25 protein-coding genes are annotated in these 22140 nt (G+C 40.5%); 7 read left to right on the top strand and 18 right to left on the bottom strand.

All coding sequences use genetic code 11. The features are described 5' to 3' along the window. Positions 1 to 92: 92 nt before the first annotated feature. Positions 93 to 629, bottom strand: a complete 537-nt coding sequence (locus tag PSH54_RS14845; RefSeq protein ID WP_273606440.1) for a GNAT family N-acetyltransferase — start codon at positions 627 to 629, stop codon at positions 93 to 95. Positions 630 to 686: 57 nt separating this feature from the next. On the opposite strand from PSH54_RS14845, the gene PSH54_RS14840 reads away from it, so the two are divergent. Beyond that, positions 687 to 1055 carry a hypothetical protein gene (locus PSH54_RS14840; protein WP_248442861.1) on the top strand — a complete coding sequence of 123 codons (369 nt, stop codon included), beginning with the start codon at positions 687 to 689 and terminating at the stop codon, positions 1053 to 1055. A 237-nt stretch (positions 1056 to 1292) separates the two neighbouring features. On the opposite strand, the gene PSH54_RS14835 is transcribed toward PSH54_RS14840, so the two are convergent. Further along, positions 1293 to 1631 (bottom strand): P-II family nitrogen regulator, encoded by a 339-nt coding sequence (locus tag PSH54_RS14835; RefSeq protein WP_004588371.1) that lies wholly within the window; start codon positions 1629 to 1631, stop codon positions 1293 to 1295. 179 nt (positions 1632 to 1810) lie between these two features. On the opposite strand from PSH54_RS14835, the gene PSH54_RS14830 reads away from it, so the two are divergent. Both PSH54_RS14830 and PSH54_RS14825 read left to right on the top strand, forming a co-directional pair. After that, complete coding sequence (locus PSH54_RS14830; protein WP_064386022.1) at positions 1811 to 2362, top strand: GspH/FimT family pseudopilin; 552 nt, start codon at positions 1811 to 1813, stop codon at positions 2360 to 2362. Positions 2363 to 2441: 79 nt separating this feature from the next. Beyond that, positions 2442 to 2972 (top strand): GspH/FimT family pseudopilin, encoded by a 531-nt coding sequence (locus tag PSH54_RS14825; protein WP_064386020.1) that lies wholly within the window; start codon positions 2442 to 2444, stop codon positions 2970 to 2972. Positions 2973 to 2986: 14 nt separating this feature from the next. On the opposite strand, the gene PSH54_RS14820 is transcribed toward PSH54_RS14825, so the two are convergent. The 13 genes from PSH54_RS14820 to murJ form a co-directional block, all read right to left on the bottom strand. After that, positions 2987 to 3409, bottom strand: a complete 423-nt coding sequence (locus PSH54_RS14820) for a type IV pilin protein (RefSeq protein WP_024032268.1) — start codon at positions 3407 to 3409, stop codon at positions 2987 to 2989. Between the two features lie 9 nt (positions 3410 to 3418). Continuing rightward, positions 3419 to 6643 (bottom strand): PilC/PilY family type IV pilus protein, encoded by a 3225-nt coding sequence (locus PSH54_RS14815; RefSeq protein WP_273606439.1) that lies wholly within the window; start codon positions 6641 to 6643, stop codon positions 3419 to 3421. Position 6644: 1 nt separating this feature from the next. Then, positions 6645 to 7148: a hypothetical protein gene (locus tag PSH54_RS14810; protein ID WP_004588366.1), complete on the bottom strand. Its 504-nt coding sequence runs from the start codon at positions 7146 to 7148 to the stop codon at positions 6645 to 6647. Continuing rightward, positions 7136 to 8131 (bottom strand): PilW family protein, encoded by a 996-nt coding sequence (locus PSH54_RS14805; RefSeq protein ID WP_273606438.1) that lies wholly within the window; start codon positions 8129 to 8131, stop codon positions 7136 to 7138. Before PSH54_RS14805 ends, PSH54_RS14810 begins: the two co-directional genes overlap by 13 nt. Before the next feature lies 1 nt (position 8132). After that, on the bottom strand, positions 8133 to 8693 hold the full coding sequence (gene pilV, locus PSH54_RS14800; RefSeq protein WP_024032271.1) for a type IV pilus modification protein PilV: 561 nt from the start codon (positions 8691 to 8693) through the stop codon (positions 8133 to 8135). 263 nt (positions 8694 to 8956) lie between these two features. After that, a complete protein-coding gene (locus PSH54_RS14795; protein WP_273606437.1) occupies positions 8957 to 9661 on the bottom strand; it encodes a LytR/AlgR family response regulator transcription factor in 705 nt (234 codons plus the stop codon). After that, positions 9658 to 10692, bottom strand: coding sequence for a sensor histidine kinase (locus PSH54_RS14790; protein WP_273606436.1), 1035 nt, complete (start codon positions 10690 to 10692; stop codon positions 9658 to 9660). Before PSH54_RS14790 ends, PSH54_RS14795 begins: the two co-directional genes overlap by 4 nt. Before the next feature lie 40 nt (positions 10693 to 10732). Further along, the gene (gene ispH, locus PSH54_RS14785; RefSeq protein ID WP_029774112.1) at positions 10733 to 11662 is read right to left on the bottom strand and encodes a 4-hydroxy-3-methylbut-2-enyl diphosphate reductase; all 930 of its coding nucleotides are present in this window, start codon (positions 11660 to 11662) and stop codon (positions 10733 to 10735) included. Continuing rightward, positions 11662 to 12102, bottom strand: coding sequence for an FKBP-type peptidyl-prolyl cis-trans isomerase (gene fkpB / locus PSH54_RS14780; protein WP_004588360.1), 441 nt, complete (start codon positions 12100 to 12102; stop codon positions 11662 to 11664). The genes ispH and fkpB overlap by 1 nt, the downstream gene beginning before the upstream one ends. Beyond that, positions 12099 to 12599: a signal peptidase II gene (gene lspA / locus PSH54_RS14775; protein ID WP_004588359.1), complete on the bottom strand. Its 501-nt coding sequence runs from the start codon at positions 12597 to 12599 to the stop codon at positions 12099 to 12101. Before lspA ends, fkpB begins: the two co-directional genes overlap by 4 nt. Before the next feature lie 12 nt (positions 12600 to 12611). Next, positions 12612 to 15440 (bottom strand): isoleucine--tRNA ligase, encoded by a 2829-nt coding sequence (gene ileS, locus PSH54_RS14770; RefSeq protein ID WP_054983029.1) that lies wholly within the window; start codon positions 15438 to 15440, stop codon positions 12612 to 12614. Positions 15441 to 15469: 29 nt separating this feature from the next. Continuing rightward, positions 15470 to 16396, bottom strand: coding sequence for a bifunctional riboflavin kinase/FAD synthetase (ribF, locus tag PSH54_RS14765; RefSeq protein WP_024032277.1), 927 nt, complete (start codon positions 16394 to 16396; stop codon positions 15470 to 15472). An 84-nt stretch (positions 16397 to 16480) separates the two neighbouring features. Continuing rightward, positions 16481 to 18019, bottom strand: coding sequence for a murein biosynthesis integral membrane protein MurJ (murJ, locus tag PSH54_RS14760; RefSeq protein WP_443197776.1), 1539 nt, complete (start codon positions 18017 to 18019; stop codon positions 16481 to 16483). Positions 18020 to 18313: 294 nt separating this feature from the next. Here murJ and rpsT point away from each other — a divergent pair, with 294 nt between their 5' ends. Next, positions 18314 to 18574 (top strand): 30S ribosomal protein S20, encoded by a 261-nt coding sequence (gene rpsT, locus PSH54_RS14755; RefSeq protein WP_004588355.1) that lies wholly within the window; start codon positions 18314 to 18316, stop codon positions 18572 to 18574. Positions 18575 to 18685: 111 nt separating this feature from the next. Here the strand turns inward: rpsT and PSH54_RS14750 are convergent, their stop codons facing one another. Continuing rightward, positions 18686 to 19069: a response regulator gene (locus tag PSH54_RS14750; RefSeq protein ID WP_004588354.1), complete on the bottom strand. Its 384-nt coding sequence runs from the start codon at positions 19067 to 19069 to the stop codon at positions 18686 to 18688. Between the two features lie 102 nt (positions 19070 to 19171). Here PSH54_RS14750 and PSH54_RS14745 point away from each other — a divergent pair, with 102 nt between their 5' ends. The 3 genes from PSH54_RS14745 (at position 19172) to smrA (ending at position 20672) form a co-directional block, all read left to right on the top strand. Beyond that, positions 19172 to 19609: a hypothetical protein gene (locus PSH54_RS14745; protein WP_273606434.1), complete on the top strand. Its 438-nt coding sequence runs from the start codon at positions 19172 to 19174 to the stop codon at positions 19607 to 19609. A gap of 106 nt (positions 19610 to 19715) precedes the next feature. Then, entirely contained in the window at positions 19716 to 19961 is a 246-nt protein-coding gene (locus PSH54_RS14740; protein ID WP_083901815.1) for a hypothetical protein, read from the top strand. 129 nt (positions 19962 to 20090) lie between these two features. After that, positions 20091 to 20672, top strand: a complete 582-nt coding sequence (gene smrA, locus PSH54_RS14735; RefSeq protein ID WP_024032280.1) for a DNA endonuclease SmrA — start codon at positions 20091 to 20093, stop codon at positions 20670 to 20672. Between the two features lie 148 nt (positions 20673 to 20820). Here the strand turns inward: smrA and PSH54_RS14730 are convergent, their stop codons facing one another. Both PSH54_RS14730 and PSH54_RS14725 read right to left on the bottom strand, forming a co-directional pair. Next, positions 20821 to 20961 (bottom strand): hypothetical protein, encoded by a 141-nt coding sequence (locus PSH54_RS14730; RefSeq protein ID WP_024032281.1) that lies wholly within the window; start codon positions 20959 to 20961, stop codon positions 20821 to 20823. A gap of 96 nt (positions 20962 to 21057) precedes the next feature. Further along, a complete protein-coding gene (locus PSH54_RS14725) occupies positions 21058 to 21978 on the bottom strand; it encodes a 2-hydroxyacid dehydrogenase (protein ID WP_273606433.1) in 921 nt (306 codons plus the stop codon). Between the last annotated feature and the right edge of the window lie 162 nt (positions 21979 to 22140).

The following is a 22140-nucleotide window of genomic DNA, read 5'->3' as shown; positions in this document are numbered from 1 at the left end:
ACATCCTTACTTTATTATTTGAATCTCGCTTGGCTCATTTATGCATACCATAGAACGTTAGGTCAATGTTTATACAAGTGATTTTTTGTATGCTATAACGCCTTTGCGTATAAAGCGGCATCCAAATCGCCTTGTTCATCAGTGTGTATATAGTTTTTAACCCAGGTAAATCCCAGCTTTTGCATGACGCTAATTGAAGCTTTATTATCGGCCAGTGCCATTGCAGATAGTGTTTTTATCTCTGGCTGCATTTTTAAGGCGTTACATAATGCACTAGCCGCCTCCGTTGCATAACCCTGTCCCCAACTAGATTGCTTAAGGCGCCACCCTATTTCAATATTTGTAAAATCGGGAGTTTGAGTAAAAAAGTGCATAGGCCTAACAAGCACCCACCCTATAAAAGAGTCCTCTTTTTTAAGGGTGATTTTCCACAGCCCCCAGCCTTTGTTTGCATTTTTATAGGCAAGCATTCTGGGGATCCCTATTTCTTTAATTTGTTTTAATGTCGAAGGCGTTCCTCGGTTTATGTATTTCATTACCGCGGGGTCTTGATCTAGTTCATGCAGCAGCGGCCAATCGTGTTCATTCATTAATTTGAAATTTAAGCGTGTTGTTACAGGTGTGTTCATCTTCGCTGTTCTATTATTAAGTGGAATTAATTATTTGTCTCTAAGGAGAGATAGCACATGAACAAATTAGCAGGTTTAGCTTTATTAGGCACTTTAATTACACTAACGGGCTGTGAAGATGCTCAGGAAGTACAAGAAGATGCAAAAGATAAAAGCGCGCAAATGCAAGAGCAGCTTGGTGACACATGGAACGATGTAAAAGATAAAGCCACAGAGCTTAAAAATGATGAGTCATTAAATGAGTTGCTTGAACAAAGTAAAGCAATGGGCTTAGACATGTACGACGATGGCAAAGAGATTGCCGTTGATGCATGGATAAAAAGCAAAGAAGCCGCGGGTGAATTAACCGAAAAAACAAAGCAAGAAGCGCAAGAAATCGCTGAAGAAATTGAAGAAGCGCGTGAAGAACATGCTGAAAAACAGTAATATTATTGTTATTAATTCATTTAATTAAGTAATTTGCTTTGAGGTAAAAACATCGTTTAGTAAGTAAAAAATTGCTACTTAGGTGTGCTTAACAAGCATTTTTAACGCACTTAGCGTGGGGCTTAGCCCCTTAAAATACTTAATTATTATTGCTGATTGGTATTAAATAGTATTTACAAAAAAAGGCTGCAAATAACATTATTTGCAGCCTTTTTATTTATGCGCTTATTACTATAATTAAATCGCTTCTTCGTCTTCTTCTGCGGTGCGTATACGTACTACACGCTCAACGTCTGTGACAAATATTTTACCATCACCAATTTTTCCTGTTTGCGCTGTTTTTACTATTACTTCTATAGCGCGTTCAACATCTTCATCGGTTAGCACAATATCAAGTTTTACCTTAGGTAAAAAATCCACCATGTACTCAGCGCCACGGTAAAGTTCTGTGTGGCCTTTTTGACGACCAAAACCTTTTACTTCACTTACAGTCATACCCGTAATACCTACATCTGATAGGGCTTCGCGTACGTCGTCTAACTTAAACGGTTTGATGATTGCTTCTATTTTTTTCATGCTCACTACTTATTAAAGCTTTAGTTGCCTCGATTTTAGACAATCATGGAGTTCATAGCAAACAAAGCAATTGAATTCGATGATAAAACAACCAAGCGTGGTATAATTATTTATAAGTCTGAATTATAAATCTTTCTCAACTAGCTATAATAATAACAAATGTAGTAGGTATAAATAATATGAAAAAATTCCAAACCGGTTTAACTTTATTAGAGCTCATGGTGGCAGTAGCCATAGTCGGTATTATCGCCTCAATAGCTCTTTGGGACAGTAGCGATATGCTTGAGGAAAACCGCGCTGAGAATTTCTTGCTTGAACTAAAGCGCAATATTAGCTTTGCTCGCTCACAAGCTGCCAGTACAGATGAAATTGTTGTTTTGTGCCCTACTGGCCAAGGTAAAATTAAAAACAGCAAAGACACTTTCAACTGCAACAAAAAGTGGGACGAGAATAAAATTATTGTTGTATTTATCGATGTAGATAACGATGGGCACTATAACGGCGCTTCCGATACACTGCTTAGAGTCATGGAAGAAATATCAGATAACGACAAGTTAACCTTTACAGGAAATGAGCGTCGTTTGCGTTTTAATACCAGTGGACGAATTACCACAAACCCAGGTGACTTTGTTTTTTGCCCCAATGGTGGCACTGAAAATAATAAAGCGCTTACTTTATCGCAATCAGGTACTGCTTTTTATGCCGGTGACAGCGCACTTAAATGCGGTTAAAAAACACACAATTTAAGTTGTCATATTTTTATCATTTACTACACTGAGCTAATACATTTTTTGACTCAGGGCTTCAGGGATGAGGTTATCTACCCAAACTCAGGCTGGCTATACGCTTTTAGAATTAATGGCATCTATTGCTATTGTGAGTATTGTTAGCCAAATTTCTCTATCGGTTTTTCCTGACTTTTTAGCGAAAAACCGAGCCGACAATCATGTTAATTTGCTGCACAGAAACATTAATTATGGCCGCCTTTACGCCATTGAAAATGGCACTTATGTTACTTTGTGTGCTTTAAAAGATAATCAATGCACTAAAGATGAGTGGGATGGGCAAATGTCGCTATTTATTGATAACGACAAGTCTACGTCATTAGACACCGACGACTTATTAATAAGCACATTTGAAAAAATCCATGATGCAGATTCTATGCAATACCCCCGAAGTGCAATTACCTTTAGGCCCGATGGCTCATTAAATGGTTTTCAAAATGGAACATTTATTTATTGCCCAAATAAAGATAAAGCCAACCTTGAGGGGCTGGCTTTATCTGTCAGTCAAACAGGCCGTATACGAATTAAATCAACCGACAAATGTCAGAGCGACTAGTTAACCCAATTAAGTTAACGTCCCCAGCAATACTCAACATCTGAATTACCTTTACTGCCTTTTGCGCCTTTATAGCCTGTGTCAGTAATTGTAATTTGCGTGCAGTCACCGTCGCCTTTTACAGCACCCGCAATAGGTTTTGCAGTAATTGTAAATGTATTATCGTCATCATCCACATCAATCGACAGCTCAAAATGGCCGTTTTCTGTGGTCTCTTGTATACCTAAGTCTGAGAATGTCTCTGTGTACTCACGATTATCTACAAAGTACTGCTCTTGTTTGTTTGCAGCGTCTAAAAGCGCCGCTGCGGCCTCGGCCCGAGAAGAGCGTTTTACATATTCAGTATAATTAGGCAGTGCTATTGAGGCTAAAATACCTACAATAGCTACGGCTATCATTAACTCTATCAACGTGAATCCGCGTGCTTGTTTATTCATTAATATTCCTTAATCATCAATTTCATCATTTTCTTCACGTTTATAAATATAGGTTTGTTGGGTTTTAAAGCCAAACCCTACACTATCATCGTCATTCACTAATTGTACGGTACCATCTACAACCGTTAAGCCTGGGCCCATTATTTCTACTGGTTTCATTGGGTTTTGTGCATCTTCGCCTTTTATTCCCGGCCCAATTAGGTAAAACTGACTTTCTTCGGTCACTTCAATGGTTGGGTTATCATCACAAAAGCCGTCGCCATTTCCATCGGCACAAGAGGGGCCTTCACCAAAGTACAATTGTGGTGTATCAGGTACATCATAGCTAGTGGTAAACTTTAAGTCGTCATATACCTTGGTGCCATAATGTAAATGGAACGCATACAACGAGCCGCCACCGCCACTTAACGAACATTGGTTCTCTGTAGAGGTTTCTGATGATGGAGTAAAGCTTGTATAGTAAGCGACACCGCCCACCACTGTGGCTGCTGCTAAAGATTTTTCGCCTGTGCCTAATTCATAGCGCCAGCCTTTAAATTTGGCTAAATCGACTTCTAAATCAACAAACTCATCTACATCATCAAGTGCATTACCAAACGGGTCGCTGTTCATTAGCATTAAATCTGCTGGTTTAATCGCTGTAGGGGCGCTAGTGAATGACTGAGTTACTGTATTTTCATCTCTTATCATAAACAGCTGATCGTCTTCATTTGTACCTGTTGGTTTTGAGCGATTTCCGCTGCCTATTACAATAGCGTCATACGGCGTATCTAAACGTGTAATCACTGTTTCACCATTAATCGTTGTTTCACTTACTTTGCTATAAAGTGTACGCGCAACCAACGGCTGGTAAAAAAAGCGGCGGTCTTGGCTTGCTAAACTGCTACCTAGCTCTGCAAGTTTAAAGTGCGTAAAATTACTGGTGCTTGTGCCTGGCATGTCTATACGCCAAATATCGCCCCCGGTATCGGCAGCATAAATTCTGTCAATGTAACCATCGTAATCTGAATCAAGCGTAGAAACATTTGCTGCAATCGAGTGCTTACCTTTAAATCCATTTTCGTTTGGCGTTAAAGCCCATACTTTTTTACCTGTTTCAGCTTCTACTATATAAATACCGCGACCAACAGAGTCTTCACTTCTTACCACGGCATCTTTATTTGTATCGTACCCTGCTCCAAAGACGAGTAATGGCTTATCACCAAATGCTTTTATGTACGCTATTTGGGGTTTTGACCACGTTTGAGCTAGCTCTTTAAAATCGCCAGTCCCCCCTTCTATAGGGTTATCCCATAGTTTTTTAGGCTGATCGGGGTTAGTAATATCAAAGGCGTAATAGTTTTTTCCACCACGGCGCATACCCGCAAATGCCCACACGTCATCACCATCGCTTGCATCAACAATACCATCGTTAATGCCTTCGTCATTTAAGCTTTTATCACTAAAGTAAACACTGATTGGGCCGTCCATCCCGTAGAGTTTACCGGTGTCCTCATTGCGTAAAGGCTGAATAATATCGTAAAGATCAGAAGGAATGAACGCCCAGCTTTCGGTCACTTGGTTATTGGTATCATCGTCTTTAAACATATGTAAAAAGCCGGCATTAGTACCAATCAATATACGTATGTCGTCATTGCCATAGTCGATTGCCACTGGCTTAGAATGTAAAGGGTCGCCAAATATATCACTGCGTTGATCGGTGTTTGAGCCATCGTTGTCTTCATCGTCAACATCTATCCCCATTGCCCATTTTATATCTGAACTAGCTAGGCTAATCGGGTTATTGGTGACTAAATCTAAAATATCGCTCACAATATTAGTAGTAAACTCAACTATATCGCCTTGCTTATCTGTATAGAGGTTGCGCCTGTCTTCAGCTGGAGTCCCCGTGAGTGTAGCTAAATGATAGTTTACACCCCCTTGTGCAACTAAGTTACCATCGGCAGACTGGCCATCTGGCAACCAAAATGTTTTAGCATCGGTGTCGATTAAACCATCAGAATCAAGCGCTGTATTATCTGCAGAGTCAACTATTTCGCTGCCTGATACTTTTAATTTTTTTAAATTCCCACCCCATCGGGTGTTTGTTTCTGGGTAAAACATGGCAAAGTAAATGGCATCACGGCTACGTGTTTGGTCTACGTTGTTACTTGCTACCGAAGGCGAAGAGAAGCTATCGTTTACTTCACGAATACGAGAAATAGCACTATTTAGCGAGTTAGAAAGCTCATCTGGGGTGCTTGCTGGTAAGTTTTCACCGCCACCCAATAAGGCAGCACGTCTTAAAAGTTCTTGCCCGCTTGCACTCATGCCTGAACCAAAACCTATAGTGTATAAGCGGCCTGTTTCGTGGATATCGGCAGTGGCGGGATATAAATCAACGGTAACATCACTTGTACCATGAATAATTTTAGCCATTTGGTGTAAGTAGTTACTGTAATAACTATCGGTATTCCAGTTTAATGGCTCTCCAAAGTACTTTTCGTGTTCATCACTAATATCACTATCGCTGCCGTTATCGTTTGACGGATCTCCATCAGTCATATAAATAATGTTGATTGAATTATCGCAACGAGCCGCTTCAGCTTCACTGTCTGCAAAGGGCGATATATAAGTATACTCGTAATTGTCTCTCACTATATTTTCACATTCATACACCCAACCTCGACGGCGATTCCAAACCCAATCACACTCAACATCTGTCCATTGGCTACCTGTACGTAACTCTACATTTGTATCACGCTCTACAGTTGAAGCGTCTTCACCATATTCAAGTTTCTGCCCAGTAATATATAAATATGCTTCCCAAAGTGTCTCTGTTAGGGGGGTGCCACCATTGGCTGGGAGAGCTGCGATGGAGCTGCGCACTATAGATGAGTCACTACCAACACCATTTACAACATAGCCGCCCTCAGAATCACTTTTAAATCGCATCAAGCCAAAATCAATAGAGTCTTCGTTATCTGCTACCACTTTTGTCATGGCAAATTGTGCTGCCGCAAGGCGACTATCTGCACATAAGTAGTAACCAGTTTGGTTGCTAAAGCCACAACTATTACCATTAGAGGATGAAAACGCCATACTGCCTGATGTATCAAATATGAGTAAAACCCTTGGTTTCTCATCTAAATCTAAATCATGATTTACATAAAGCTCTATATCTTCAGCAACTGCTGAGGCGCTCAGTGCTAAACCAAGTAAAGAGACCAATGGCTTATTAAGATTAAATTTCATTCTAAATCCCCTTACTTATACTGGCCATTTCTTGAGCTACACCTGTTACAATTGTAAGTTCGTGCTTTGCTTTAGAGCCATATTGAATAGTGGTAGAAACTTGCAGCATGTTACACGATATACCGGCAGTAAAATTAAATCGGCGTGGGCATTCTAAATCAAGCGCCCCCTGATTTAGGTTTATCATTTTGCTTTGCATATCGTCGTGCGTGGCTATTACCATCCCTTCATCATCTGCGCCTGCATGAGTTGATACTTCATCTGGCGTTAAAAAAAACTGATTAGCAGCACCTTTGCTTGCCTCATCAGAAATCATTCGCTGTACTTCTCCAATGAGCTCATTTTCAGCGACTTCTCGCTCTTGAGCTGCATTGGTAATTTTTATATCTACACTACTGCTGCTCATTAATGTAACGGCAATTCCCGTTACAGCAATAACCATAATAAGGGCTGTAATAAGCACAACACCTTGTTGTTTATTTGCGTGTTTACTTAGATACGCCATAAATTTGCTCCCACGTTATTTAAACGAATTGTGGTGGTAAATACTGTTCTTCTGTAAGTATCGGTAAAAGTGAGCTCTCGGGAGTCTTCATCTTCACCTAAAATATATGTTTGATTTTTTATTTTAAGACCCGGATCTGGCTGCAATGCTCTAACTAATAAAAAAACCTGCACTGTTAGAATGCTTTTGCGGTTTTCCCAGTCAGAGTGCTGCATGTCCTCAATACTTCGGTACGAATCAACACGGCTATCACTGTCTGTATCTAAACCAAATACAAAGCGCATGTTTTCAACGCCCTCCATAATGGTTTCGGCCTTCATGTTGGCGCCATTTAAGCGTTTACGCATTAATGCTGGTACTGTAAGGCTTTTATTATTTACCGTATAAGTTTGCTCTGCGAGGTAATAAACATGATGGCTATAAGGCCACACCGTGGCATTAACGTTTAAGCCTCCCGCAGCTAAAACGCCTCGGGTAAATTCTGCGCTTTCTTGCTCAGCTATAAAATAGTTTTCATCCGCTTGTGTTTCATTAGTAGCGCCATCTACCGTGAGCTGCTCACCTTGTAAAAACTTGATTTGTAAAATGTCAGTTCCTGCAATTGGCTTACTTATACAGTTAAGCTCACTTGTTGAACTGGCCTCTTTTGCATAAATAGTTCTAAAATTGCTAGAGGATGCTAAATCTGGAAAGCTGCCGTTATTAAGCCCTTCGAAGCAATCACCACCAGGGTTAGCTAACGTTTGTGTGTTTGCTGCAGTAAACGAATCATCATAATAAGTTCCCCAAAAGCCTACCTGCTCTATATCACGCTGCATAATATTAATGGCTAAGCGGCCTGACTCTTGTAACTCGCCTATTGTCATTGTGTCTTTTGTGGTTACTTTCATACCAATATAGGTAAACATCACCCCACCTAAAATAAGCCCACCAATAAATAATGAAATCATCATTTCTATTAGTGTAAAACCTTTTTCTCTCATGTTAGCTCCTTAGGTATATATAGCTATTTAATGCAACCAAACGGCGTTTCTTATCGTCAGTACCGCATTTTAGCGCTTTGGTTTCATCATTGGCATTAAACTCTTGGCGGCCTTGCCAAGACACGATTACTTCAATATTAAACCCACGCCCACCCGTACCTGCTGCAGCCGTAGGGTTTATACATACAGTGGCATCATCGAGAGAGCCGGTGTTTTCGCGTGCACGAATGGCGCGTTTCCATTGCTGTAAATCAAGGGCTGCAACTTGCGCTGCAGTGCATGACCCACTAAAACAAGCCGTAGAGGTAGACGTTGATGTTTTACTGGTAAAAGTTTGCGTATATAAAGCAACTAGCTGTGCGGTATCATTTGCTCTAATGCGCTGAATAATATCATTTCCTAACGCTACCGCGGCTGCGCGCTGCATAGAGTCAAAGCTTGCCTGCTTAGCTTTTGCTTGCAGTGCAACAGCGCCTAATAAGCCAAAGCTTAAAATAATAAACGCAATCAGCACTTCAATTAAGGTAAAGCCTTTTTGAGGTTTTTTGTGAGGTGAATGCATAGTAAAAACCAAATAAATTTTATCTGATTATAAGTTTATGCATTGAAAATGTAGATGCAATATATACTAGGACAAGCGGTTAAATTTGTTGATAAACGGTTAACAGCATCAAACCAATTGAGCTTTGAGGATTAAAGTTACTCTATCTGGAGGCGATTTAACTCCAGCGCAATGCTGCTAATTTAGTGGGCTCAATAGCGGCCTCTGCCTTACTTAAAAAGCCAAGCAACCTACTAAAAATTCAACCTAAAACATAACAGGCTCTAACTTAGCGCATTTTTTACTGTTTTTAGCTCTCGCCTACTTACGCTTAATTGCTCCTTACATCCGGCTAGTTCTACGCTATGTACACCAGGGCTTTGAGTATGCAAGGCAACAAGCTTTTGTTTGTTTATGAGCGTGTTTCTGTGAATACGTAATAATTGCGTTGGGAAGCGTTGCTCAAGTTGTTTTAAGCTTTGTTCAATTAGGGCCTCGCCTTCTTTAAATACCATATTGGTGTATTTTTCTTGGGCATTAAAGTAATACACTTGATCAAGTTCAATACTTTTTATTGTGCCACCAAGCTGATAACTAATTTTTGTAGATTGCTGCTTTTGCATTTGCGCTTTATTTAAACGCCCTACTTGCGCTAACACTTTATTTAATGCTTGTTCAGTAACGGGTTTTACTAAGTATCCTGCGGCACTGAGCTGTAGCGCATCAAGTGCATGCTCGGGGTAAGCCGTTACAAATACTATTGCCGGTGGCACGCTCAGCGTGTTGAGTTGCTGCGCTACCTTTAGACCATTAATACCCGGCATATCTATGTCTAAAAAAACCAAATCGGGATGAACCTGCTTGATAATGGCAAGCCCCTGCGCGCCGTTATCACCTTCGCCTTTAACTAAAATATGCTCGTTGTGCTGCAGTAGCCGCTTTATTCTAGCGCGAGCTAGCGGTTCATCATCAATAATTACAACATTCATTGGGGGTTCTCAAACTGCTTAGGGATCACCACTTTTACTCTAAATACATCCTCTTTTTGTGTGATCGTTAGTTGTGCTTTTTCTTTGTAATATATAAACAATCGTTGGCGAATATTTTCAAGTGCCATGCCGTTATTTGGTCTTTTTAACGCCTCATTATGAGTGATAGGGTTAGAAACAATCAATGTTAAATACCCTGTTGTTACGTGTAGCTCTACACTAATAACGGCCCCTGTTTCACTGGGCTCTACCCCATGACACACCGCATTTTCTATTAACGGCTGAAGGGTTAAGCACGGAATACTAATATCTGGTAAATCAGCAGGCACTTGCCAATTAAGCTTTAAACGACAGCCAAAGCGCCAGGTTTCCAGCGCAACATATTGTTTTGATAAGGTCAGCTCATCTTCGAGAGAAACGCGCTGTCCCGAGCGCATAGCCGCTTGCGACAGCGCCGCAAGCGCAAGTATTGCTTGCTCTGCAGCATCGGCATCATGATGTGTTAGCTCGGCGGCGGTATTAAGGCTATTGTACAAAAAATGAGGGCGAATTCTGGCTTGCAAAGCATCAAGCTCCGCGCGCGCGAGCGCTTTTGTTTGCTGCTCTTTTTCAAAATAAATCAGTAAAAACTGTACAAATAAAGCCGTGATCAAAAAAACAATTAAGCAGTTTCGTAATACAAAATAAAAACTCGTTTCATTATTTGTAATATCTAAAAAATAGCGGGCACACAGCACACTAAATAAAGCGGTACTGACTAAAAAGGAAATAAAAAAAGCAAAAAGTTGGGTGGTTTGCGGCTTTTTTTGTAAAACACCCCGAAAAGAGTATAAAGCAGAAATACTGACCAAAACGGTCATATGAGAAAATAAACTAATTACGCCAAGGCTTTGCCAGCTATCCCCTTCAACAAAAGGAGCAAACGCTAAGATGGTAGCTACAACTTGGGTAACAATAAGCGTGGCAAGTACCCCGCGCTCATTAAAAAGAGCCGAAAAAAGCAATGTTTCACCTTGCGGCACCTTGCTCATAACGGCTCTCCTTGTAATCTAAATAATTAATTTATATAGATTAACGCAGCTCAACAGGAACGGCAAATACGATATTCTCTTCTTCACCTGGGTTTTCAACTACCTGCTTGCCGCCTAGCTCTTTTAAGCGTGCAATAACTTGTTGTACAAGCACTTCTGGCGCAGAAGCCCCCGCAGTTACTCCCACAGCGTTAGTTTCACCAAACCACTGTGCTTCAACATTTGTTGCATCATCGATTAAATAAGCGGTTGTGCCCATTTTATCTGCAAGTTCACGTAAACGGTTAGAGTTAGAGCTGTTTTTTGCCCCCACAACTAATAGCACATCTACCTTGTCTGCTAAATCACGCACAGCATCTTGACGGTTTTGTGTCGCATAGCAAATGTCATCTTTACGCGGGCCATCAATTGCTGGGAATTTTTCGCGCAGCGCATCAATTACATCTGCAGTGTCATCTACCGAAAGCGTTGTTTGGCTACAATAAAATAGGTTATCAGCATTTTTAACGTTAAGTTTGGCAACATCTTCTGCGGTTTCTACAAGGTAAATACCACCGTCGTTATTGTCATACTGCCCCATAGTACCCTCAACTTCTGGGTGACCATGGTGACCAATTAAAATACACTCAATACCTTTACGGCTCGCACGCGTTACTTCCATATGCACTTTAGTAACTAATGGGCATGTTGCGTCAAACACTTTTAAATCGCGGCGTTTAGCTTCTGAGCGTACTGCTTGCGATACACCGTGGGCGCTAAAAATAACAATGCTGTCATCAGGTACTTGGTCTAGCTCTTCAACAAATACGGCACCACGGTTTTTTAAGCCATCTACTACGTAGCGGTTATGAACGACCTCGTGGCGTACGTAAATTGGCTTTTCAAAAATATCTAAAGCGCGCTCTACTATGCTAATTGCACGGTCTACCCCTGCACAAAAGCCTCGCGGGTTCGCTAATAAAATATCCATTAGCCTTGCACCTCAATAATATCTACTTCAAACGTTAAACGTTGACCTGCTAACGGATGATTAAAATCTATAGTAACCGACTCACCTTGTACTTCGCGTACCAGTCCTGGCAGCTCAGTACCATCAGGCTGAGTAAAGGCAATAATTGCGCCGACTTTAGCTGGCGTTTCTGCACCAAATTTACTGCGTTCTACATAGTAAATATTATCTGGATTAGGTTGGCCAAAAGCATCTTCTGGTTCTAACTCAAACGTTTTGCTTTCGCCTGCACTTAAACCTAGTAAGCACTTTTCAAAATTAGCCGTTAAGCTGCCATCACCCATCGTTAACTTGGCTGGTTTATTATGCACCTTGGTTGAGTCTGCGGCAGAGCCATCTTCTAGTTTAATAGAAAAGTGAAAAATAACCTCTGAGTTTTCACCAATTACAGCTTGGCTCATGCTTTATGCTCCTTCGGACTTTCGCCTGTAAAGGCATCAAATAATAATAATGCGGCACCAATACAAATTGCACAGTCGGCAATATTAAATACTGGAAAATGCGAGTTTTTATAAAACACATGTATAAAGTCAATTACATAACCATAAGCAACACGGTCATATAAATTACCAATAGCGCCAGCAAGCACTAACGCATAAGCACTACATAATATTTTATTTGTCGCTGGTAAACGCTTTAACCACCACACTAATAGCGCACTAATAGCAATGGCAATAAAACTTAAAAACCAACGTTGCCAGCCACCCGCTTCACTTAAAAAGCTGTAGGCCGCTCCATAGTTATGTACGTAGGTAATACTAAAAACAGGCAGTAAATTAATCGACTCTTGATAAGCCATGGTATTTACAACAAGTGTTTTAGTGGCAAAGTCTATTACAAGCAGTAATAGACTTAACCAAAGCCACACTAAACCACTTTTTTGGGCTAGTTTGCTCACTGAGTAAAGCTCCTAAGCGAATTGACGCTTTTCACCTTCGCCGTCAACATTGCTTACACAACGACCACAAATTTCAGGGTGTGCAGGCTCTGAGCCTACATCATCGCTGTAATGCCAACAACGCTCACATTTAGTTGCATCTGTGGCTGCTACGCTAATGTACAAACCTTCAATTTCGGTTGTTTGTGTATCACTTGGCTGGCTATCTACTGCAGATACAGTGACCGCAGACGTTAGTAACACAAAACGTAGTTCATCACCTAATGCTGCTAACTTATCAGCCAGTGCTTTTTCGGCGTATAAGTTAACGCTTGCTTGTAACGTTGCGCCAATTACTTCTTCTTTACGGGCTGCTTCTAATACGCGGTTTACTTCGTCACGTACATTTAGAATCGCTTGCCAGTCATCGTTGCTAAATTGGCTGTTTGTCGGTGCGTGTAAACCGTCGTACCATACCGATGTAAATACATAATCGCTACGCTCGCCCGGTAGTGCTTCCCAAATTTCTTGAGCTGTAAAGCTCATAATTGGTGCCATCCAACGAGTCATTGCTTCAGCAATATGATAAAGCGCAGTTTGACAAGAACGACGTGCATGACTGTCGCTTTTTGCTGTGTACTGGCGGTCTTTAATAACATCTAAGTAGAACGAACCAAGCTCACCTGTACAGAAGTTCATTAGCTTTTGCGTTACTAATAGCATTTGGTAGCTATCGTAAGCTGCTAAAATTTCTTCTTGTAATTGGGCTGCACGGCCAACAATCCACTTATCAAGCTCAACCATATCATCAACAGCAACTTGGTCTGTTTTTGGATCAAAACCACTTAAGTTAGCTAACAAGTAACGGCTAGTGTTACGAATACGGCGGTAACGATCTGCAGAGCGTTTAAATATTTCATCCGATACCGTCATTTCGGCGGTGTAATCGGTAGAAGCTACCCATAAACGTAAAATGTCAGCGCCAAGTTTATTCATCACGTTTTGTGGTGAAATAACGTTGCCTAACGATTTTGACATTTTGCGGCCGTTTTCATCTACGGTAAAGCCGTGCGTTAGTACTTGCTTGTAAGGTGCGTGACCGTTAATAGCAACTGAGGTCATCATTGATGACATAAACCAACCACGGTGCTGATCAGAACCTTCTAGGTATAAATCGGCTGGGCCAACTAACTCTTCACGTGCGTCAACAACACACGCATGTGTTACGCCCGAATCAAACCATACATCTAACGTATCTTGTACTTTCATGTATTGCTTGGCATCTTCTTCGCCTAACAAGGTGGCAGGCTCTAGGTCATACCATGCTTGAATGCCTGATTTTTCTACCAGCTCTGCAGCTTGCTCAATAAGCGCTTGCGTATTTGGGTGTAAAGCACCAGTGTCTTTATCAACAAATAAAGCAATTGGCACACCCCAAGTACGTTGGCGTGAAATACACCAATCTGGGCGACCTTCAACCATGTTCGCAATGCGGCTTTCGCCCCACTCTGGCAACCATTGGGTGTTTTTAATTTCGCTTAACGAGTCTTGACGTAAGTTAGCCTGATCCATGCTTACAAACCACTGCGGTGTAGCACGGAAAATAATAGGCGTTTTGTGGCGCCAACAATGCGGGTAGCTATGCGTAAGCGCATGATGATGCATTAAAGCACCGCGCTCTGTTAGTACGTCAATTACACTGGCATTTGCTTTAAATACATGCTGACCAGCAAATAATTCTGTATCAGGCAGGTAAACGCCATTCGCGCCCACAGGGTTTGCTACTTCAAGATTGTAATTTAAGCCTGCCGCGAAATCTTCTTGACCATGGCCTGGCGCGGTATGTACCACACCCGTACCTGAGTCAGTAGTTACGTGGTCTGCTACAATTACCGGTACATCAAAATCGTAAAATGGGTGAGCAACGTGTAAGTTTTCAAGTGCTGCACCTTTAACATAACCTAGTACGTGGAAATGATTAAAGCCATAACGATCCATTGCATCTTTAACAAGCTCTGAGCCTAAAATTAAACGTTGCTGTGAGCCTTCATCATCTACTTGTACTAAGGCGTACTCTAAATCTGCATGCACTGCTACCGCACGGTTAGCGGGTAAGGTCCACGGTGTTGTAGTCCAAATAACAGTACCTACACTGCCTTGGCCTTTATGGCCATCGGCTAAATCAAAGGCATTAACAACCGCGTCTTGATCTGCAAATGTAAAACGTACGTCAATCGCTGGAGATTGCTTATCTTGGTACTCTACTTCGGCCTCTGCTAATGCAGAGCCACAGTCTGTACACCAATGCACAGGCTTTGCACCTTTATGAAGGTGGCCATTTTTAATAATACGACCAAGCACGCGAATAGCGTTTGCTTCAAAGTCATAGTTCATTGTTAAGTAAGGTTTGTCCCAATCGCCAAACACACCTAAACGTTTAAAGTCTACTTTTTGACCTTCAACTTGCTTTTTAGCGTAAGCACGGCATTTTTCACGAAACTCGCTCGCGGTTACTTTAACGCCAGGCTTGCCTACTTTTTTCTCAACCATTAACTCAATTGGCAAACCATGACAGTCCCAACCAGGCACATAAGGTGCATCAAAGTCAGATAAAGTTTTAGACTTAACAATTATGTCTTTTAAAATTTTATTTACTGAGTGGCCTAAATGGATATCGCCGTTTGCATACGGAGGGCCGTCATGCAAAATAAAGGTCTTTTTACCTTTTTTAGCGCTGCGAATTTGACCGTACAGGTCGTCTTCATACCATGCTTTAAGCATTTTTGGTTCACGTTGTGCCAAATTGCCACGCATTGGAAACTGTGTTTCCGGTAAATTCAAAGTATGTTTGTAGTCGCTCATTAATCCTACTTTCCGTATCTATCGGCTACCTAATTTAAACCAAAACACTGTTTTGCGGCGGCAACATCGGTTGCAATTTGTGCCGTTAACTGTGTTAATGTCTCGAATTTTTTCTCATCGCGAAGTTTTTTTATTAACTCCACGTGCATAAACTGTCCATATATATCTTGTGCAAAGTCAAAAAGATGAACTTCTAACAAAGCACGAGTTCCATTAAAAGTGGGCTTGTTACCAATATTGGCTACCCCATAAACGTGTTTCCCGGCAATGTTTGCTTTTACGGCAAACACCCCATTTACAGGGCAAACTTGGCGTTTAAGCGCTATATTTGCAGTTCGAAAACCAAGCTCTCGCCCTCTTTTCCAACCATGTATTACACGCCCTGAAATAGCATAATTATGCCCTAGCATTAACTTAGCATTTTCTAAGTCGCCTGCGGCTAATGCTTCACGTATTAGTGTGCTGCTTACTCTAGCATTTAATTGGCGAAAACTCGCGGTGCTTTTTACATCCATGCCCGCTTGTTTGCCCATACTGAGCAGTAAATTAAAATTCCCTTGGCGCTGTTTACCAAATTTAAAATCATCACCTACTGTGAGTGCTTTAACGCCTAGCTTTTTAATTAAAATATCACTAACAAATTGCTCTGCATGCATATTGGCAAATTGTTGGTTAAAGCTAATACAAATAACCCGCTCAATACCTAAGTTACTTAGTAATCTGAGTTTGTCGCGTAACCGAGTAAGTCGAGCTGGCGCATTGTTTTTAGCAAAAAACTCTTGCGGCTGCGGCTCAAATAACATCACAGTACTGGGTAAGTTATGTGCTTTGGCATCTGTTAACAGCCCTTTTAATACTTCGCCATGGCCTAAATGCACACCGTCAAAATTACCAATAGTCAACACACAACCATAATGCTGCGCTCGAATATTGTGTATACCTCTAATTAACTCCATGCCACCTAATGCCTTTTTCAGCGAGTATTATTAACGACTTTAAAATCGTTCAAAACCACAGGGCTGCCGATTATAATCTTTTTTTTAGTTTGATTCAGTAGTTGCTACACTTTTTATCGTATTTAGTCTTACACCAAGTAAAAACAGCACCGCAAAGTAACTTATTGCAGCAATTACTAGCAATACAATTAACAACATTACTTGCTCAGAAAAATGCCATGTAGCCCAATAATAACGGCTGCTGACGTACCACGTTAAAGCGCCCATTACCAAGCTTGCCACAATGCACTTTACGCTAAAGCGCAGGCTCATTGCAGAAAACTGATACACGTTTTCTTTTTTAAGTTGCCTGTAAAGTAAAAAAGCATTGCAGCTGGCCGACATAGACGTTGCTAAAGCAAGCCCTAAATATCCTATAAACGGGGCTAACATAATATTAAATACCATATTAAGCACCAGCGTAATAATACCAATACGCACAGGTGTTTTGGTATCTTGACGCGAGTAAAAACCCGGCGCTAATACTTTAATAAGCATAAAGCTAACTAACCCTACCGAGTAGGCAACCACCCCTAAGCTTACCGCTTTAACATGATCAACATCAGCGTCTTTAAATGCACCGTGATCAAATAGCACAGTAATGATAAGCGGGCTTATAATCATTAAACCAACCATGGCGGGTATGCCTAAAAAAATCACAAAACGCACACCCCAATCTAACGTATGCTGAAAATCACTGAGCTTTTTACTGCTATGCAATTTAGAAAGTGCGGGTAAAATAACAGTGGCAATACCAATACCAAATAAACCAAGTGGAAACTCAATTAACCTATCTGAGTAATAAAGCCATGCGATAGAGCCCGTCATTAATAGCGAGGCAATCATGGTGTCGAGCAGGAGGTTAATTTGGCTTATTGAAACACCAAATAATGCCGGTAGCATAAGCTTACGCACTTTTTTAACGTTCTCGTCTTGCCACGCCCAGCGAGGACGTGCCAGCATTTTTGCTCGGTATAAAAATGGTAACTGAAACAACAATTGCACCACCCCGCCCACAAATACACCAATAGCTAACGCATACGCCCCCACGCTAAATTTGTCGTGCAATAAAATGGCGCAGGTAATAATTGAAACATTAAGTAATACGGGCGTAAAAGCAGCCACTGCAAAACGGTTATACACATTCATTACCGCACCGCTAAGTGCTACTAGACTAACAAATAACAAATACGGAAAGGTTAACTTTAATAAGGAGCTTGCCAGCACGAATTTTTCTGCATTAGAGCCACCTTGCCACCAATCAATAAACCAGCCAGTACCAAATAACGCGGCAATAACAGGTGAGGCAATAACGCCAAAAATAGTCACGCAAAGCAAAATTGTGCCCAGCGTACCGGCAGCCTGTGCTACAAATAACTTAACTTTATCATCGCCATGGTGTTCTTTAATTTCGCTAAGTACAGGCACAAATGCCTGAGCAAAGGCCCCCTCTGCAAATAGACGGCGTAAAAAATTGGGAATACGGTTAGCAAACAAAAAAACATCAGCAGCTGCACTAGCACCTAATAAGTTTGCAACGACAGCGTCTCGTACTAACCCTAAAATACGCGATATCATTGTCATACAACTTACAATCATACCGGAGCGAAATAATCCTTTTGACACCTTAAACCTACTTAAAAACCTTTAGTTAGCGCAATTATGCCACAGTCTTTTTTATAAATCGCTTTAAAGCACTAGGCTGGGCGTCTGTGCTTTGTTACAATAGCGATATTAACTGCTAAAGCGGCAAATTGATGTTCGTTATAAGGAGCAGTTTTTCTTGAGTTGTTAAATTTAAATTGACATTCATGATAAAAACAGGCATATTCCACGGCCTTTAATTTAAGCTTTATTTAAGATTGTTAGGAGCAAACCTTGGCTAACATCAAGTCTGCAAAAAAACGCGCTATCACTAGCGAAAAAAACCGTCAGCACAACGCAAGCCGTCGTTCAATGATGCGTACTTACTTCAAAAAAGTAACCGCTGCTATTGAAGCTGGCGATAAAGAAGCTGCACAGCAAGCTTTCTCTGTTGCTACACCTATCCTAGACCGTTACGCAACTAAGGGTCTAATTCATAAAAACAAAGCAGCTCGTCATAAGAGCCGTTTAGCAGCTAAAATTAAAGCGCTATAATTTGTTTTATGATTAAAAAACCGGCCTAGGCCGGTTTTTTTATATCTAAAATTTGGTATTTAGCAATCCGCTAAACTTTAAGCTAATTTAACGCATTACTATTAAAGCTGGTTAAACGTTTTCCAAATCGGGATAAAACTTTTTCAACATGGCCGCAATTTTTTTAGGCGTAAATGGCTTAACCACAAATCCTTTAGCACCTTTATCAATGGCTTCTTTAACATTTTCTACTGCTGAATGGGCCGACACCATCACCACATTAGTTTCAGGGTTAATATCATTAATTTGCGCGATTAACTCTTTACCATCGCCGTCAGGCAGTTCAATATCTAAAAAAATCATATTGTAATTAGCTGCTTGGCATTCGCTAATGCATTGTTTAGCCGTTGAAGCCTCTTTAACGTTTTCTATTCCTAAGTGCATGAGCGTTTGGCTCAAAAAACTACGCACTGTGCTAACATCATCTACTATTAAAATTGATAGCTGCGTATCCATGTATCTTCCTCGTAGGCTAAAAGCATTGTATAAGTTATTATATAACTAGATATTTAATCATTTTATTATAGAGACCTACGCTCAAAAGGCCAGATTTGCTTTATGTCAAACAACACAAAAAAACAATCATTGCTTGGTAAAACACCACAAAAAAGAAAAACCCCTGTAAAAAAGCCCCGCAATAGGCCGCAAACAGCACCGCAATCTTCAGCTAATCCAACATCAACCCCAGCAGAGCAGCCTGTAAAGTCTAAAAAAGGGTTACTTATTACGCTGGCTATCATTTTTGCCGTAGCCATTATTTTTCCAAAACCAACTTTGCTCACCTATAAAAAATTAGGGTTAGTGAGCGAAAGTATTTATTGGCCAGGGGTCTTTGGATATGGCCGTAAATTACTTGACTCAAACTTACACCCGCAGCTAGACGAGAAGCGCAATGCCCTTTATTTATGCGCAGATATGAAGGCGCCGCAAAGCTGTCAAAAGTACCAACTAATAAAAAATAATGGCTTTTTTGCAGCACTAGCTAGCTATATTTAGCATTAAAAAAACTAATCTGAAAATTTAAAATTACTTGGTTGAAAGGTGTGCAAAAGATCAACATAATGGCGCTCCTTTTTTCAACAACTGAACTATTGAAACGACCATGCTAAACGAGCTAGATTGGCTTTTAAACACTGTATTACTTGCACTAGGTTTAGGTGCATTCTTTATTAACCACATAACAATACTGCGTGTTGCAGCAATTAGTGCATGTGGTCTGTTATTTTTGTCTTTTAGCTTGGATTTAATGTCGTCGAGTGTTATTTCGAATATGAGTTTAGTGTTGATCAATACATTTTACTTGTTCAAAGTGTATACGTTTGGACAATTTAATGTAACGCAGAGTTAACATTTCCCCTTAGAATATTTTATAGCCCAGCCTTGCTGGGCTTTTTTATTTGAAAAAATTAAAAGGCTTGGGGAACAGATTGAACTAAGATAAAATTTATCTCGTATTAATCCTCATTTAGGTCTTACTATGTCTTTATCTGATTTCGATTTATTTTTATCTTCTATGGAAGATGTAAAACCTATAAACCACGATACTGTAACTCCCCTTGCAAGTAATCCCAGTGCCACCCTTGCCCAACAAGAAAAACGTAAAGCTGCCGAGCTTAGCCTAGCGAATGACGAAAATTACTTACAATCTGAGCATGTAGAGCTTTTAGACCCGCATGCATTACTCAGTTTTAAAAAAGATGGCGTACAAAGCGCAGTATTTAAAAACTTACGCTTAGCTAAATACCAAGTTGATGCCACATTAGATTTGCATGGCCAATTACTTAAAAACGCACGCACAACATTATTTAACTTTATTACTGATTGCCACCAGCGAAACATTCGCGTTGTATTAGTACGCCATGGCATTGGTATAAAAAATAAAGCTAAGCCCGGTATACTAAAGAGCTATGTTAATAAGTGGCTACAGGCTCTACCCGCGGTATTAGCGTATCATACCGCTTTAAAGCACCATGGTGGCAGTGGCGCAACGTATGTGTTGCTTAAAAAAAGTGATGAGAAAAAGCATGAAAACCGAGAGATCCATGCTAAACGGTACTAATTAACTTATTTAACTAAATACCAGTAACGAAGCGCACTTTAGTAATTAAATGACCTAATGAAAGGTGGGTACTCTTTAATGATCTGGCTTTATTAGGCCAAAAACAAATTAACAGAGCCCACTTTTTATAATTTGCCTGCAAATGCACTTATTCACTTTGTGAAGTTTGTGAACTTTTGCTTTGTGGCACTTGATCGGCACTTGCTTGGTTAAACCAAGCAGACACGCCTAGCACTATAATAGAAACCACTACTAAACTTAGTTTTACTCCGCCTTGACTTGATTTCATACGTTACTCTTATTATTTTTATTTTAGTGACTAAACTTCACAATAATTAAAATTACAAATGTTAACAAGCTGTTTGTTAAACTGTTTTGCTATCTATTAATAACCTTTTGTTCTATTAACCCGATTATTTAATGTAAGGCTACTTTTTAGGCGATTAATATTTTCTGCAATTTGCGCTGTTACGCTATTTAAATCAGATAACGCGGCGCAGTGTGGTGTAATCGTTATTTTAGCATTATGCCAAAATGGGTGGTCGTGCGGTAGCGGCTCTTGAGTAAATACATCGAGCGTGGCAGCCCTTAACATTTCACTGTTAAGTGCGTTTATTAAATCTTGCTCTACTAGGTGCTCACCTCTGGCAACGTTAATTACACAGGCATGAGCCGGTAACTTAGCTAATAAATCGGCATTAATAATACCCTTAGTATCTTTTGTTAGCGGCAGTAGGCATACCAAGTAGTCAATTGTAGGCAGCATTTCATTAAGGCCTTGCTGCTGAGAATATAGATGCACCTGCTCATCGCTTTTATCAGTTTTTGACCAAGCGCTTACTGTAAAGCCATTCAGGGTTAGTTTTTTGGCGCACGCTTTACCTAGCTCACCAAAGCCTAAAATACCCACGTGATTATATTTATATGCGCGCTTAGGTTTATAATTGCATTGTGATTGCTTAACAAAATACTCTTTTAAACGCAGCTTGTGCGCAAGTACATGGCCTAGCACGTACTCTGCCATATCTTGAGCAAGCTCAGTATCAACAATGCGAACCACGTCTACCTCTTTTGGCAATAAAGACATATTAATACTATCTACACCCGCCCCAAACGATGACACCGCTTTTAAATTTGGTAATTGCTGCCACAAATCATCTGGTGCATTCCAGGCTAATACAAACTCTACATTGTTGAGCTTTTGACACTCTGGCCATTGGATTATTTCTTCATTGGGTAATAGCTCTTTTAGCTTTGCAATTAGCTTTGTATTATCTCGCCCGGTAATGGCTACTAATACCGACATAGAAGCTCCTAATTTTATTGAATAAATTTTATCTACACTAATAAACAACTAAGCAGCTCGTTATGTGCTCTTTAAAAAGTCACACAACTGCAAAGTAAATGTCACACCCTTTTTTTACTCTAAACAGGATGGCGAATAGGCCAAATTGTAAATGAGGTTAAT

The sequence above is a fragment of the Pseudoalteromonas sp. Angola-30 genome (genome assembly GCF_028599215.1).
GTDB lineage: Bacteria > Pseudomonadota > Gammaproteobacteria > Enterobacterales > Alteromonadaceae > Pseudoalteromonas > Pseudoalteromonas atlantica.
The sequence above is the reverse complement of the archived record's forward strand: the minus strand, read 5'-3'. Positions and strand labels throughout refer to the sequence as shown.

What these genes read in the sequence shown, in the direction of transcription:
- PSH54_RS14725 (WP_273606433.1), bottom strand. Translation starts at nt 21,978, where the DNA reads ATGTCGGTATTAGTAGCCATTACCGGGCGAGATAATACAAAGCTAATT.
- PSH54_RS14830 (WP_064386022.1), top strand. Translation starts at nt 1,811, where the DNA reads ATGAAAAAATTCCAAACCGGTTTAACTTTATTAGAGCTCATGGTGGCA.
- PSH54_RS14820 (WP_024032268.1), bottom strand. Translation starts at nt 3,409, where the DNA reads ATGAATAAACAAGCACGCGGATTCACGTTGATAGAGTTAATGATAGCC.
- ispH (WP_029774112.1), bottom strand. Translation starts at nt 11,662, where the DNA reads ATGGATATTTTATTAGCGAACCCGCGAGGCTTTTGTGCAGGGGTAGAC.
- PSH54_RS14730 (WP_024032281.1), bottom strand. Translation starts at nt 20,961, where the DNA reads ATGAAATCAAGTCAAGGCGGAGTAAAACTAAGTTTAGTAGTGGTTTCT.
- murJ (WP_443197776.1), bottom strand. Translation starts at nt 18,019, where the DNA reads ATGACAATGATATCGCGTATTTTAGGGTTAGTACGAGACGCTGTCGTT.
- PSH54_RS14840 (WP_248442861.1), top strand. Translation starts at nt 687, where the DNA reads ATGAACAAATTAGCAGGTTTAGCTTTATTAGGCACTTTAATTACACTA.
- PSH54_RS14750 (WP_004588354.1), bottom strand. Translation starts at nt 19,069, where the DNA reads ATGGATACGCAGCTATCAATTTTAATAGTAGATGATGTTAGCACAGTG.
- pilV (WP_024032271.1), bottom strand. Translation starts at nt 8,693, where the DNA reads ATGCATTCACCTCACAAAAAACCTCAAAAAGGCTTTACCTTAATTGAA.
- PSH54_RS14825 (WP_064386020.1), top strand. Translation starts at nt 2,442, where the DNA reads ATGAGGTTATCTACCCAAACTCAGGCTGGCTATACGCTTTTAGAATTA.
- fkpB (WP_004588360.1), bottom strand. Translation starts at nt 12,102, where the DNA reads ATGAGCCAAGCTGTAATTGGTGAAAACTCAGAGGTTATTTTTCACTTT.
- PSH54_RS14740 (WP_083901815.1), top strand. Translation starts at nt 19,716, where the DNA reads ATGCTAAACGAGCTAGATTGGCTTTTAAACACTGTATTACTTGCACTA.
- PSH54_RS14810 (WP_004588366.1), bottom strand. Translation starts at nt 7,148, where the DNA reads ATGGCGTATCTAAGTAAACACGCAAATAAACAACAAGGTGTTGTGCTT.
- ileS (WP_054983029.1), bottom strand. Translation starts at nt 15,440, where the DNA reads ATGAGCGACTACAAACATACTTTGAATTTACCGGAAACACAGTTTCCA.
- PSH54_RS14845 (WP_273606440.1), bottom strand. Translation starts at nt 629, where the DNA reads ATGAACACACCTGTAACAACACGCTTAAATTTCAAATTAATGAATGAA.
- PSH54_RS14745 (WP_273606434.1), top strand. Translation starts at nt 19,172, where the DNA reads ATGTCAAACAACACAAAAAAACAATCATTGCTTGGTAAAACACCACAA.
- PSH54_RS14790 (WP_273606436.1), bottom strand. Translation starts at nt 10,692, where the DNA reads ATGAGCAAGGTGCCGCAAGGTGAAACATTGCTTTTTTCGGCTCTTTTT.
- PSH54_RS14795 (WP_273606437.1), bottom strand. Translation starts at nt 9,661, where the DNA reads ATGAATGTTGTAATTATTGATGATGAACCGCTAGCTCGCGCTAGAATA.
- PSH54_RS14835 (WP_004588371.1), bottom strand. Translation starts at nt 1,631, where the DNA reads ATGAAAAAAATAGAAGCAATCATCAAACCGTTTAAGTTAGACGACGTA.
- ribF (WP_024032277.1), bottom strand. Translation starts at nt 16,396, where the DNA reads ATGGAGTTAATTAGAGGTATACACAATATTCGAGCGCAGCATTATGGT.
- smrA (WP_024032280.1), top strand. Translation starts at nt 20,091, where the DNA reads ATGTCTTTATCTGATTTCGATTTATTTTTATCTTCTATGGAAGATGTA.
- PSH54_RS14805 (WP_273606438.1), bottom strand. Translation starts at nt 8,131, where the DNA reads ATGAGAGAAAAAGGTTTTACACTAATAGAAATGATGATTTCATTATTT.
- PSH54_RS14815 (WP_273606439.1), bottom strand. Translation starts at nt 6,643, where the DNA reads ATGAAATTTAATCTTAATAAGCCATTGGTCTCTTTACTTGGTTTAGCA.